Annotated in this window: 13 protein-coding genes; 10 read left to right on the forward strand and 3 right to left on the reverse strand. The window is 69.9% G+C overall.

Features of this window, described 5'->3' with window-relative positions; all coding sequences use genetic code 11:
- Positions 1 to 9 precede the first annotated feature (9 nt).
- Positions 10 to 291 (forward strand): hypothetical protein, encoded by a 282-nt coding sequence (locus ACWEIJ_RS16290; protein ID WP_449837968.1) that lies wholly within the window; start codon positions 10 to 12, stop codon positions 289 to 291.
- Here ACWEIJ_RS16290 and ACWEIJ_RS16295 read toward each other — a convergent pair.
- Positions 218 to 1465: an amino acid permease gene (locus ACWEIJ_RS16295; RefSeq protein WP_449837969.1), complete on the reverse strand. Its 1248-nt coding sequence runs from the start codon at positions 1463 to 1465 to the stop codon at positions 218 to 220. The genes ACWEIJ_RS16290 and ACWEIJ_RS16295 overlap by 74 nt on opposite strands.
- A gap of 202 nt (positions 1466 to 1667) precedes the next feature.
- Between ACWEIJ_RS16295 and ACWEIJ_RS16300 the strand changes: the two genes are divergently transcribed.
- The 3 genes from ACWEIJ_RS16300 to ACWEIJ_RS16310 all read left to right on the forward strand — a co-directional run bounded on the left by ACWEIJ_RS16300 (position 1668) and on the right by ACWEIJ_RS16310 (position 4547).
- A complete protein-coding gene (locus ACWEIJ_RS16300; RefSeq protein WP_449837970.1) occupies positions 1668 to 3140 on the forward strand; it encodes a leucyl aminopeptidase in 1473 nt (490 codons plus the stop codon).
- Positions 3141 to 3318: 178 nt separating this feature from the next.
- Positions 3319 to 4050: a S1 RNA-binding domain-containing protein gene (locus ACWEIJ_RS16305; RefSeq protein WP_449837971.1), complete on the forward strand. Its 732-nt coding sequence runs from the start codon at positions 3319 to 3321 to the stop codon at positions 4048 to 4050.
- 32 nt (positions 4051 to 4082) lie between these two features.
- The gene (locus ACWEIJ_RS16310; protein ID WP_449837972.1) at positions 4083 to 4547 is read left to right on the forward strand and encodes an OsmC family protein; all 465 of its coding nucleotides are present in this window, start codon (positions 4083 to 4085) and stop codon (positions 4545 to 4547) included.
- On the opposite strand, the gene ACWEIJ_RS16315 is transcribed toward ACWEIJ_RS16310, so the two are convergent.
- The gene (locus tag ACWEIJ_RS16315; protein ID WP_449837973.1) at positions 4544 to 4870 is read right to left on the reverse strand and encodes an oxidoreductase; all 327 of its coding nucleotides are present in this window, start codon (positions 4868 to 4870) and stop codon (positions 4544 to 4546) included. The two genes, ACWEIJ_RS16310 and ACWEIJ_RS16315, sit on opposite strands and share 4 nt — an antisense overlap.
- A 179-nt stretch (positions 4871 to 5049) precedes the next feature.
- On the opposite strand from ACWEIJ_RS16315, the gene lpdA reads away from it, so the two are divergent.
- The 6 genes from lpdA (at position 5050) to ACWEIJ_RS16345 (ending at position 11064) form a co-directional block, all read left to right on the forward strand.
- Positions 5050 to 6438: a dihydrolipoyl dehydrogenase gene (gene lpdA, locus ACWEIJ_RS16320; protein WP_449837974.1), complete on the forward strand. Its 1389-nt coding sequence runs from the start codon at positions 5050 to 5052 to the stop codon at positions 6436 to 6438.
- Between the two features lie 50 nt (positions 6439 to 6488).
- Positions 6489 to 8213 (forward strand): 2-oxoglutarate dehydrogenase, E2 component, dihydrolipoamide succinyltransferase, encoded by a 1725-nt coding sequence (sucB, locus tag ACWEIJ_RS16325; protein WP_449837975.1) that lies wholly within the window; start codon positions 6489 to 6491, stop codon positions 8211 to 8213.
- A 135-nt stretch (positions 8214 to 8348) separates the two neighbouring features.
- Positions 8349 to 9239 carry a TIGR01777 family oxidoreductase gene (locus ACWEIJ_RS16330; protein WP_449837976.1) on the forward strand — a complete coding sequence of 297 codons (891 nt, stop codon included), beginning with the start codon at positions 8349 to 8351 and terminating at the stop codon, positions 9237 to 9239.
- Positions 9236 to 9814 (forward strand): phosphatase PAP2 family protein, encoded by a 579-nt coding sequence (locus ACWEIJ_RS16335; RefSeq protein ID WP_449837977.1) that lies wholly within the window; start codon positions 9236 to 9238, stop codon positions 9812 to 9814. The genes ACWEIJ_RS16330 and ACWEIJ_RS16335 overlap by 4 nt, the downstream gene beginning before the upstream one ends.
- A complete protein-coding gene (lipB, locus tag ACWEIJ_RS16340; protein ID WP_449837978.1) occupies positions 9771 to 10499 on the forward strand; it encodes a lipoyl(octanoyl) transferase LipB in 729 nt (242 codons plus the stop codon). Before ACWEIJ_RS16335 ends, lipB begins: the two co-directional genes overlap by 44 nt.
- A gap of 40 nt (positions 10500 to 10539) precedes the next feature.
- On the forward strand, positions 10540 to 11064 hold the full coding sequence (locus tag ACWEIJ_RS16345) for a hypothetical protein (protein ID WP_449837979.1): 525 nt from the start codon (positions 10540 to 10542) through the stop codon (positions 11062 to 11064).
- A 519-nt stretch (positions 11065 to 11583) separates the two neighbouring features.
- Here ACWEIJ_RS16345 and ACWEIJ_RS16350 read toward each other — a convergent pair.
- Positions 11584 to 12516, reverse strand: a complete 933-nt coding sequence (locus ACWEIJ_RS16350; protein ID WP_449837980.1) for an LLM class F420-dependent oxidoreductase — start codon at positions 12514 to 12516, stop codon at positions 11584 to 11586.
- Between the last annotated feature and the right edge of the window lie 5 nt (positions 12517 to 12521).

Here is a 12521-nt window from a genome sequence, read left to right on the forward strand (position 1 = left end):
GTCCCGGCCATGACCGAGGGGGAACGATCTTCCAGGGGTGCGGACGTCCGCACCGTGCTGCAGGCCGCGCTGCTCGTTCTGGGCACCGGGATGACGCTCATGGACGGCTGGGTTCTCGGCGGTGTCGGCGGGGTGGTCAGCGCCGTGGTCGCCGCCGTGACCTTCCTGCTCGTCTACCGGGCGTTCACGAAGGACAGCGAGGCCACCAACGGCCGCATCATCGGGCTTGCGGTGTGCGTTGGCGTGACGCTGCTCGTTTTCCTTTCAGTGACGCTCTCAGCGACGCGGTGAGTCCGATGACGCCCGTGCCGGCACCCAGTCCCGCGAGCGAGATCAGCAGGGCGGGGACCGGCGTGCTCATCGCGAGCAGCACCGAGAGCCCGAGACCGAGGCAGGCCGTGCGCATCGGCCACGTACGGTCGTTCTGCAGCAACACCCGAGCCGACGCGTTCGTGAAGGCGTAGTAGAACAACGTCGCGCACGCCGCCACGCCCAGTGCGGTCGCCATCGGCATGAAGACGATCGCGAGAGCGGAACCCGCGACCACGGCCAGGACGAGCACGCTCGGCTTGAGGCGCGTGGGCAGGTCGCCGTCCTCGGCGAGCCCCGTCAGCGTGCGGTGAGCGGACAGCAGCACGAAGTGCAGTGCGGCCACACCGGCGACCGCTGCCGCGATCTGCACGAGCGGCACCAATGCGGAGGCGTCCGCCGCGATGAGCGCGTCTCGCAACGGTGCCGGCGACAACGCGAGGCGCGCGCTGCCGAGCTGACGGAGCACACCGGCGCCCACGGCCAGACAGACCACGAAGGACAGTCCGATGAGGACTGGAACTGCGATCCTCAGCACAGCCGGCGAGTGCGGGCCCTCACCGCGGTGTGGCGCCGTGACGCGTTCGAACCCGGTGAACGCCATGAACATCAGGCCCGCGACACCGACGAGCTCGTTGGCCGTGCCCGTCTCCCCCGCCGACGCCACCGGAGCGATCGAGAAGGTCGACGCGACCACGAGAGCGAGCGCGCCGACGACCACGAGCGACACGAAGACGCTGACGCCCGTGTCGAAGCGGAACCCGGCCAGGCCGAGCAGCGCCGTGCCCGCCAGCAGAGCGAGCGCGCCGATCACCGGCCGGTCCGGCACGACGTACGCGCCGAACATCAACGCCACCGCCGCCGCCATCGCGCACCGGCCGAGCAGGTGGACGCTCGCTGTCATCCGTGCGGGCCACACGCCGAGCTGCGCGCGCACGTATCCGTAACCACCACCGACGTCCGGGTAAGCGCGGGACTGGTCAGCGGTCGAGAAGGCCGAGCACAGGGCGGCGCCCGCGGAGATGGCCAGCGCCGGGAGCAGCCACCAGCCCGCAAGACCTGCGGCGGGAGCGAATCCGGCGAAGACCCCCGCACCGAGCACCGCGGGCAGACCGAGCGCGACCGTGACAACGATCTCGCGTGGCTTGTGGGTCACCGGTACACATTCGCAGATGCGGCATCCGGCCGTAACCACCCGGTCGGCTGATGCGCGAAATGGGCGAATCGCCACCGTGCGCAACTGTCAACGTCACTGATTGCCGCCGAACGTGGCGGGCCTCGGCATTGGTGGACAGATGGACCTTTAGCATAGGTCACGATTCCGAGCACCCCTACCACGCACAACCCTGGAGCAGCACGTGACAGCCCCGAAGCTGGCCCTCACCGAAGGTGACCTGAGCACCACCGCCGCGGACGCAGTCGTCGTGGGCACCCTGCAGGGTGCGGACGGTCTGGAGCTCGCCCCCGGTGCCGAAGCTGTCAGCGCCGCGTTCGACGGCGCGCTGCTCGACGTGCTCGGCACCCTGCGCGCCACCGGCAAGGCCGACGAGCTGGTGAAGGTGCCGACGTTCGGCAAGATCGCCGCTCCGCTCGTGCTGGCCGTCGGGCTCGGCAAGGCCGCCGGTGAGGAGCAGGTGCGCCGCGCGTCCGGTGTCGCCGCCCGTGCGCTGGCCGGCAAGAAGCGCGCGGTGAACACCCTGGCCTCGCTGCACGTCGCGGCCGCCGCCGAGGGCACGCTGCTGGGTGCCTACACGTTCACCGAGTACAAGTCCGAGAAGGGCGAGGGCCCGGTCGCGAAGGTCGACCTGCACGCCGCCGGTTCCAAGGAGAACAAGGCCGCGCTGAAGGCCGCCGTCGCGATCGCCGAGGCCGTCGCCATCGCGCGCGACTTCATCAACACGCCGCCGAACGACCTCTACCCCGGCTCGTTCGCCGACCGCGCCGCCAAGCTCGCCACCGCCGCCGGTCTCGACGTCGAGGTGCTCGACGAGAAGGCGCTGAAGAAGCAGGGCTTCGGCGGCATCCTGGGCGTCGGCGGCGGTTCGTCGCGCCAGCCGCGGCTCGTGCGCATCTCCTACAAGGGCGCCAAGGCGGTCAAGAAGGTCGCGCTCGTCGGCAAGGGCATCACGTTCGACACCGGCGGCATCTCGATCAAGCCGGCCGCGGGCATGGACGAGATGACCTCCGACATGTCCGGTGCCGCCGCGATCGTCGCGACCATGGTGCTCGCCGCGAAGCTCAAGTACCCGCTGGAGATCATCGCGTCGATCCCGATGGCGGAGAACATGCCGTCCGGTGACGCCTACCGCCCCGGCGACGTGCTGACCATGTACGGCGGCAAGACCGTCGAGGTGCTCAACACCGACGCCGAGGGCCGCCTGATCCTGTCCGACGCCATCGTGCGCGCGTGCGAGGACGGCCCGGACTACCTGATCGAGACCGCGACGCTGACCGGCGCGCAGGTCGTGGCCCTGGGCAAGCGCACCTCGGGCGTCATGGGCTCCGACGAGTTCCGCGACCGCGTGGCGGCCATCGGCACCGCGGTCGGCGAGTCGGCGTGGCCGATGCCGCTGCCCGAGGAGCTGCGCGCGGACCTCGACTCCCGGCTCGCCGACCTGGCGAACGTGACCGGGCACCGGTGGGGCGGCATGCTCGCGGCCGGGCTGTTCCTGCGCGAGTTCGTGGCCGAGGGCGTGCAGTGGGCGCACATCGACATCGCCGGCCCGGCGTACCACACCGGTGGCGCGTACGGGTACACGCCGAAGGGCGGCACCGGTGTTCCGGTGCGCACCATCGCGGCCGTGCTTGCGGACATCGCGGCCAACGGCTGATTTCTTTCTTGGACGCGGGCGGAGTTCCTTTCGGGGACTCCGCCCCTTCCATTTCCGGCAGGTCGTCCGGTGCGCCTCTAGGCCCGGCGAGTCATGGCTGGTGGAGAGGTTGTCGCGGTTTACTGGCGGGGTGACGGACGCTGTTCGGGAATTTTTGAAGGGGTTGCGCGAAGGTTCTGTGGTGAGCGGGACCGTGCGGGCGGTGCACGACTTCGGGGTGTTCGTCCATCTCGACGGGGAACCGGATTCGGAGGATCCGCTCGGGTTCGTGCGAGTTCCCGAGATCAGCCGGCGACATTTCGGCGAGTTCGACGAAGTGATCGCGGTGGGTGACCGCGTGCGCGGTGAGGTGCTCGACGTCGATGAGCAGCGCGGGCAGGTGTCCGTGTCGCTCAAGGCGTTGCAGCCGGACCCGTTCGTGCCGCTCGCCGGCCGGATCGGCGAGGTGGTGCGCGGGCCGGTCACGAAGGTCTTCGAGAAGCTCGGGGTGTTCGTGCGGGTCGCCGACGGCGCGGAGGCGCTGGTGCCGCGCGCCCAGTTGCGGGGTGAGGTGCGCGAAGGCGACGAGATGACGGTCGAGATCGCCGAGGTCGACCTGGTCCGGCGGCGGGTGCTGGCGAGCCGGGTGCCGGTGGTGACCAGGTTTCTCACGAGCCTCACCAAGGGTGCGGTCGTGGAGGTGACCGTCGGCTCGATCCGCAACTTCGGGGCGTTCGTCCACCTCGACGGGGAGCCGGGTCCGGGACCGTCCGGCCTGGTCCGGATTCCGGAGGTCGCCTGGCCGCCGGTGGGGCATCCGAGTGAGGTGCTGTCGGTCGGCGAACGGGTGCGGGCTCTGGTGGTACACGTCGACCACGAGCGGGAGCAGGTGTCGCTGTCGATCGCGCAGGCGCGTGACTCGCGGGACTAGGACGGCGGTTCCGGCAAGAGGAGTATTTCCACATGGGGACGCATCAGTACGAGGTCGACGTCGTCTGGACCGGGAACGCCGGGAGCGGGACGTCCGGGTATAAGGCCTACGAGCGAGCGCACGAGGTCCGGGCCGAGGGCAAGGAGACGATCCTCGGGTCGTCCGACCCGTCGTTCCGCGGCGACCGGACGCGGTACAACCCCGAGGAGCTGCTCGTCGCGTCGCTGTCGCAGTGCCACATGCTCTGGTACCTGCACCTGGCCTCGGTCAACGGGGTGGTCGTCACCGACTACCGCGATCACGCGACCGGGACGATGGCCGAGCACCCGGACGGGTCCGGGCGGTTCACGGAGGTGGTGCTCAACCCCGTCGTGACGGTCGCCGATCCGGGGACTCTGGACACGGCGCAGGCGTTGCACGAGAAGGCGCACTCGATGTGCTTCATCGCGGCGAGCGTCAATTTCCCGGTTCGCCACGAGCCCTCGGTGAAGGTTTAGCGGTCGCCCGCGGCCTTTTTGCGCGCGGTGTAGTCGCGCATGCGCTTCGGGTAGCCGACGATGCCGGCGTCGTAGATCGGCATGCTCAGTTTGCGGGCGAACGAGCGCGCGGCGTCCGGGGAGGCGACGCGGCGGCGGGTCCACTCGCCGTCGTGAGCGACCAGCACCACAGTGGTTTCGGTCACCGTGGTCCTGGGCTCCACATAGGCCTCGACGCCGTGCCGGCTCGCGGCCCACTGCTCCAGGTGGCTCGTGTCCTGATTGGAGGCGGTCCGGAGCACGCCAGGACGCGACTTCCTGCGAAAACGATCGAACAGCCCCATCGAGCACCTCCACGGCTTCCCTCCACCATGGTGCCAGGTGCGGGTGTCATGAGTAGGTGAATGATCAGAACAGGGCGTGGTGTCCTATGCCGGATCACCATGCTCTGGCAACTAGTGACAAGATGGCCGCGTACCTCGCGCGCACCCGCGCGTAGTAAGTAATCCCGAGGAGATCCGAAGTGACTTCGCCGGAACTGGATTCGGCCACCAACGCCGACCTCGTGATCCTCGGCGGTGGTTCGGGGGGCTACGCCTGCGCGTTCCGCGCGGCTGAGCTCGGCCTGTCCGTCGTCCTGGTCGAGAAGGACAAGCTGGGTGGCACGTGCCTGCACCGCGGCTGCATCCCGACCAAGGCTCTGCTGCACGCGGCAGAGGTCGCGGACAACGCCCGTGAAGGCGACCAGTTCGGCGTGAAGAGCTCGCTCGAGGGCATCGACATCGCCGGCGTGAACTCGTACAAGGACGGCGTGATCTCGCGGCTCTACAAGGGTCTGCAGGGTCTCGCGAAGGCCAACAAGGTCACCCTGGTCGAGGGCGCGGGCACGTTCGTCGGCCCGAACACCGTCGTCGTGAACGGCCAGCGCTACGTCGGCAAGAACGTGGTGCTCGCGACGGGCTCGTACGCCCGCAGCCTGCCCGGTCTGGAGATCGGCGGCCGCGTCATCACCAGCGACCAGGCGCTCAACCTGGACTTCATCCCGGAGAAGGTCGTCGTGCTGGGCGGCGGCGTCATCGGCGTGGAGTTCGCGAGCGTGTGGCAGTCGTTCGGCTCGGACGTGACGATCGTCGAGGCCCTGCCCCGCCTGGTGCCGGCCGAGGACGAGTACGCGTCCAAGCAGCTGGAGCGCGCCTTCCGCAAGCGCGGCATCAAGTTCAAGACCGGGGTGAAGTTCACCGGCGCCACGCAGACCGACTCCGGTGTGTCCGTCACGCTGGAGAACGGCGACGTCCTCGACGCCGACCTGCTGCTCGTCGCGGTCGGCCGCGGCCCCAACAGCGCGGGCCACGGCTACGAGGAGGCCGGCATCACGATCGACCGCGGGTTCGTCATCACCGACGAGCGCCTGCGCACGAACCTGCCGAACGTCTACGCGGTCGGCGACATCGTGCCGGGCCTGCAGCTCGCGCACCGCGGTTTCCAGCAGGGCATCTTCGTGGCCGAGGAGATCGCCGGCCAGAACCCGAAGGTGATCGACGAGGCGGGCATCCCGCGCGTCACCTACTGCAAGCCCGAGGTCGCCTCCGTCGGTCTCTCCGAGGCCGCCGCGAAGGAGAAGTACGGCTCCGCCGAGGTGTTCATCTACGACCTCGCGGGCAACGGCAAGAGCCAGATCCTCAAGACCGCCGGTGGCGTGAAGCTGATCAAGGCTCCCGACGGCCCGGTCGTCGGCGTCACCATGGTCGGCGAGCGCGTCGGCGAGCTCATCGGTGAGGCCCAGCTGATCTACAGCTGGGAGGCTTACCCGGAGGACGTGGCTCCCCTGATCCACGCCCACCCGACCCAGACTGAAGCCCTCGGCGAGGCCTTCCTCGCCCTGGCCGGCAAGCCGCTGCACGTGCACGGCTGACCGTTCCCCATCCAAGTCAGCCACACGAGAGCACGAGGAGTCAGCGAACAATGGCCTTCTCCGTCCAGATGCCCGCACTCGGTGAGAGCGTCACCGAGGGCACGGTCACCCGGTGGTTGAAGCAGGAAGGCGACCGGGTGGAGGTGGACGAGCCGTTGCTCGAGGTGTCCACCGACAAGGTCGACACCGAGATCCCGTCCCCCGCGGCGGGCGTCCTGCAGAAGATCGTCGCGCAGGAGGACGACACCGTCGAGGTCGGCGGCGAGCTCGCCGTCATCGGTGACGGTGACGCCGCCGCGGCGTCCACGCCGGCCCCCGCCCAGGAGGCGCCCCAGCAGACGCAGCCGACCGCCGCTCCGGCCGAGGCCGTCCAGGAAGCCGCCCCGGCACCGGCTCCGGCCCAGTCCGGTGGTTCGGCCCAGGGCACCGACGTCACGATGCCCGCGCTCGGCGAGTCCGTCACCGAGGGCACCGTCACCCGCTGGCTGAAGCAGGTCGGCGACAGCGTCGAGGTCGACGAGCCGCTGCTCGAGGTCTCGACCGACAAGGTCGACACCGAGATCCCGTCGCCGGTCGCGGGCACGCTGCTCGAGATCAGCGCCGGTGAGGACGAGACCGTCGAGGTCGGCGGCAAGCTCGCCGTCATCGGTTCGGGCAGCCCGGCTCCGGCCGCCGCGCCCGCCCCCGCCCCGGCGCCCGCTCCCCAGGCCGCCCCCGCTCCGGCACCTGCGCCCGCCCCGGCTCCGCAGGCCGCTCCGGCACCGGCTCCGGCCCCCGCCGCTCCGGCACCGCAGGCCGCGCCCGCCGCGCCTTCTTCCGACGACGCGAACGGCACGCCGTACGTCACTCCGCTGGTGCGCAAGCTCGCGTCGGAGAACGGCATCGACCTGGGCTCGCTGAAGGGCACCGGCGTCGGCGGCCGCATCCGCAAGCAGGACGTGCTGGCCGCGGTCGAGGCCAAGAAGGCCCCGGCTCCCGCGCCCGCCGCCGCTGCTGCTCCGGCCGCTCCCGCCGCCCGCACCGCGACCGCCCCCGCGGTCGACAGCTCGGGCAAGCGCGGCACCGTGCAGAAGCTCCCGCGCCTGCGCCAGATCGTCGCGCAGCGCACGCGTGAGTCGCTGCAGATGTCGGCCCAGCTCACCCAGGTGTTCGAGGTCGACGTGACCAAGATCGCCCGGCTGCGCAACCAGGCGAAGAAGGCGTTCGAGGCGCGTGAGGGCGCGAAGCTCACGTTCCTGCCGTTCTTCGCCAAGGCCGCCATCGAGGCCCTCAAGGCCCACCCGGTGCTCAACGCGTCGATCGACGAAGAGCGCAAGGAGGTCACCTACCACGGTGCCGAGCACCTCGGCCTGGCGATCGACACGGAGCGCGGCCTGCTCAACGCCGTGATCCACAACGCCGGTGACCTGAACCTGTCGGGCATCGCCCACAAGATCGGTGACCTGGCCGCGCGCGCCCGTTCGAACAAGCTCACGCCGGACGAGCTCACCGGTGGCACGTTCTCGCTGACCAACCTGGGCAGCAACGGCGCGCTCTTCGACACCCCGATCATCCAGCAGCCGCAGGTCGGCATCCTGGGCGTCGGCGTCGTCAAGAAGCGTCCGGTCGTCATCACCGACGAGAACGGCGACGACACCATCGCGATCCGCTCGATGATGTACCTCGCGCTCACCTACGACCACCGCCTGGTCGACGGTGCCGACGCGGGCCGCTTCCTCACGACGGTCAAGAACCGTCTGGAGGAGGGCGCGTTCGAGGCCGACCTCGGCCTCTGAGCTGCGGTAATATCCGATATATTGGATTTCGCCTGAAGGCCATCCCGGTTCGCCGGGGTGGCCTTCAGCACATCCGGTGTCCCGTGGACGATGTGCGGCTGTGCACGAGATGGTTGAGTGCGGAACGATTCAGGCATGCGAGTTGTCATCGCCGGATCGTCGGGCCTGATCGGAACGAGTCTGGTGGCGTCGATGCGCGCTGCCGGTCACGAGGTGCTGCGGCTGGTGCGCCGCAAAGCCGCCGCTCCGGACGAGCGCGGGTGGGACCCGTACGCCGGGCGCGTCGACGACGGGACGTTCGACGGCGTCGACGCGGTCATCAACCTGTGCGGCGCGGGCATCGCCGACAAGCGGTGGGACGACGCGCGCAAGCAGGTGCTGCACGACAGCCGGATCGTGCCGGCCGAGGTGCTGTCGGCCGCGGTCGTCGAGCACGGCGTGCCGGTGCTGGTGAACTCGTCGGGCGCCCACTTCTACGGCGACACCGGGACGCGGCTCGCGGACGAGGACGCGCCGGGCGGGCACACGTTCATGTCGCGGCTGACCCAGGAGTGGGAGGCGGCGACGTCCGTGGCGCAGAAGGCCGGCGTGCGCGTGGTGCTGATGCGCACCGCCGTCGTCATCTCGCCTTCGGGTGGTGTGCTCGGCCGGTTGAAGCCGGTCTTCCAGTTCTTCCTCGGCGGCAAGCTCGGCACCGGCGAGCAGTTCTTCCCGTGGGTGTCACTCGACGACGTCGTGTCGGCGTATCGGTTCGTCGTCGAGCACGACGACATCAACGGACCGGTGAACGTCGCCGGGCCGACGCCGGTGACGAACGCCGAGTTCACCAAGGCGGTCGGGACCGCGCTGAACCGGCCGACGCCGTGGGTGGTGCCGGCGTTCGTGTTGAAGGCGTTGCTCGGCGGCGAGATGGCCGAGGAGCTGCTGCTGAGCGGTCCGGGCCTGACGCCGAAGGTGCTGGAGAGCCACGGCTTCCACTTCATGCATCCGGCGCTGCCCGCGGCGTTGAACGCGGCGGTCGCATGACTCGTGCTGTCGCGGCCGTGTTGGTGATCTCATGGGTGTTGCTGGGAATGCCCGAGGTCACCGGTCTCGACGTGTGGGTGCAGCACGAGCTGCCGCGGCCGGAGTGGCTGCGGGAGGCGGCGTTCGTGGTGAGCCTGGTGCTCGGGCCGACGCTCGGGTGGGCGTTCGCGGCGGTGCTGTTCGCGCTGGCGTGGCGACGGCGTGACGTGCGGTTGTGGAAGGCGTTGGTGTTGCATGCGCTGTGTTGCGCGACAGTGCTGACGCGCTGGTTGTTCGACCGAGTGCGGCCGGTGGAACACCATCTGCCGAGTTATCCGAGCGGGCACACGGTGGCGGTCGCGTCGGTCGGCTTCACGCTGGTGGTGCTGCTGAGACGCGGCGTGCTGTGGGCGGCGCTCGCGGTGCTCGTGTGCGGGTTCGCCAGGGTCGTCCTGGAGATGCACTGGGTCACCGACGTCATCGGCGCGGTGCTGGGCGTGACGGGCGTCGGGCTCTTGGCCGCACTGGCTCTGGGGTTGGTAACGTCGGGTCGTGAACTCGTGCCGCACCTCGTCAGACCCCGTCGTCGTCCGTGAGCTGGGGCTCATCGACTACATGGCGGCGTGGGACCTCCAGAAGGAGATCGCGGAAGAGCGCGCCAGCGGCACCGGCCCGGACACGCTGCTGTTGCTCGAACACCCGCCCGTCTACACGTGCGGCCGGCGCACCCTCGACGAGGAACGCCCGCGCGGCGGTGACACCCCGGTCATCGACGTCGACCGCGGCGGCAAGATCACCTGGCACGGCCCCGGCCAGCTGGTCGGCTACCCGATCGTGCGGCTGACCGAGCCGATGGACGTCGTGGACTACGTGCGGCGCATCGAGCAGGGCCTGATCGACGTGTGCGACCGGCTCGGCGTGCACACCGGCCGGGTCGAGGGCCGCAGCGGCGTGTGGCTGCCCGCCGACGACCGCGGTCCCGAGCGCAAGGTCGCCGCGATCGGCATCCGCGTGCAGCGCGGCGTCACCATGCACGGCTTCGAGATCAACTGCAACGCGAGCCTCGACGCGTTCGGCGACATCATCCCGTGCGGTATCAAGGACGCGGGCGTCGCCTCGCTCTCGCACGAGCTCGGCCGGGACGTCACGGTGGCCGAGGTGCTGCCGATGGCCCGTGACTCCGTGCTCGCGGCCCTGGACGGAACACTCCCCCTGACGGACCGCACTTTGGCCCGCACTGGCCCCATCGCACCGGGAATCACCTTCGCTAGCATTCCGTAGCCCCGCGCGGGGATCGCGGGCTTTCGGAGGAGGGTGCGTCGTGAGACTTTCTCGACGCCAGTTGTTCACGGCTGCCGGTTTCACGGCGCTCGCGACATCAGGACTGACACGAACCGCTTCCGCGTCCGGGCCGGTGGCGGTGGCCGCGCCCGTGCGCACGTGGGCCAGCGAGATCCAGGCCGGTGAGATCCGGGTCGGCGACTGGGAGCAGTACCACCTCGGGCTCGACGGTGGCGCGCACCAGAAAGCGCTCAGTGCGCTGGGGATCGCGCATCGCGACGGTGTCCGCGCCGACGAGCCGGAACTGATGGTGCCGGTCGAGTCCGTGCGACGGGCGGCGCTGGAGTTCGGTGACCACGCGGCGGCCGACGTGCTGCGCGACCGGTTCGCACTCGACTCGCCGTCGATGCTCGGGCGCGGGTTGAAGCTGGTGCTCGGCGAGGACGGGCTGGAGCGCCGGTATCTCGACGACCCGGGACTGCAGCTGCGATACATCGGATATCGGCGGCGCTTCGCGAACTACGCGATGCCGATGCCGGCGGCCGTCCGCCGAGCGCTCATCTGATATCCGATATATCAACCCAGCCCGGCCGCAACGCCGACGACGCCTCGCGAATCGCGATGCCAACGGCCGCGGCCAAGCGCCCACCCGACACCCGATGTCACTCAGCCGGGCCGCAACGCCTACGACGCCTCGCGCACCACGCGATGCCGATACGGTGGCTGTCCACCAAGCGCTCACCTGATATCCGATATACCACCCGGCTGAGCCACGACATCGGCGACGCTGCGCGAACCACGCGACGCCGATACCGACGGCCGGCCCCCAAGCATTCGACTGATATCCGATATATCAACCCAGCCGGGCCGCAACGCCGACGACGCCTCGCGCACCACGCGACGCCGATACCGACGGCCGGCCCCCAAGCACTCGGCTGATATCCGATATATCAGCCCGCCAGGTTGCGGCGCAGGCAACGCTTCGCGAACCGCACGACGCCTGATATCCGATATATCACTCAGCTGAAGTGCGGTGTCGGCGGTGCTTCGCGAAGCGTTCGCCTGATATCCGATACGCGATATATCAGCCCAGTTGCGGGGCGACGTCCGCGGCGATCTCGGTGAGGTGGTCGAGGTCGGACAGGTCCAGCATCTGCAGGTACACGCGCTGGACGCCGGTCGCCTCGCGCCACTGGCCGATGCGGTCGACGACCTCGGCCGGGGTGCCGCAGAGGCCGTTCTGCTTCAGCTCACCGACCTCGCGGCCGATCGCGGCGGCGCGGCGGGCGACGTCGGCGTCGGTGCGGCCCACGCACGCGACCAGCGCGACCGAGCGGGTGATCTCGCGCGGGTCGCGGCCGATCTCGGTGCACGCGGCGTCGACGCGGGCGTACTGCTCGACTGCGGCGTCGAGGCTGACGAACGGCAGGTTGAACTCGGTGGCGTAGGACGCGGCCAGTGCCGGTGTCCGGCGTGCGCCCATGCCGCCGATCAGCACCGGGATGCGGTCCTGGGCAGGCTTCGGCAGGGCCGGCGAGTCGGTCAGCGTGTAGTGCTTGCCCTCGAACGAGAACGTGCCGCCGAGCGGTGTCTCCCAGAGACCGGTGATGACGGCGAGCTGCTCCTCGTACCGCTCGAAGCGGACGCTGAGCGGCGGGAACTCGATGCCGTACGCGGTGTGCTCGGCCTCGTACCAACCCGCGCCGATGCCGAACTCCACCCGGCCGCCGGACATCTGGTCGACCTGGGCGACGCTGATGGCGAGCGGTCCCGGGTAGCGGAACGTCGCGGCGGTCATCAGCGTGCCGAGGCGGATCGTGCTGGTGTCGCGGGCCAGGCCGGCGAAGGTGATCCACGGGTCCGTCGGGCCGGGCAGACCGTCGACCGAACCCATCTTGAGGTAGTGGTCGGAGCGGAAGAAGGCGCCGTAGCCGGCGGCCTCCGCCGTCCTGGCCACCCGGAGCAGGTCGTCGTAGCTCGCCCCCTGCTGGGGCTCGGTGAAGATTCGCAGTTCCACGAAAA

Source organism: Lentzea sp. NPDC004789 (genome assembly GCF_053601075.1).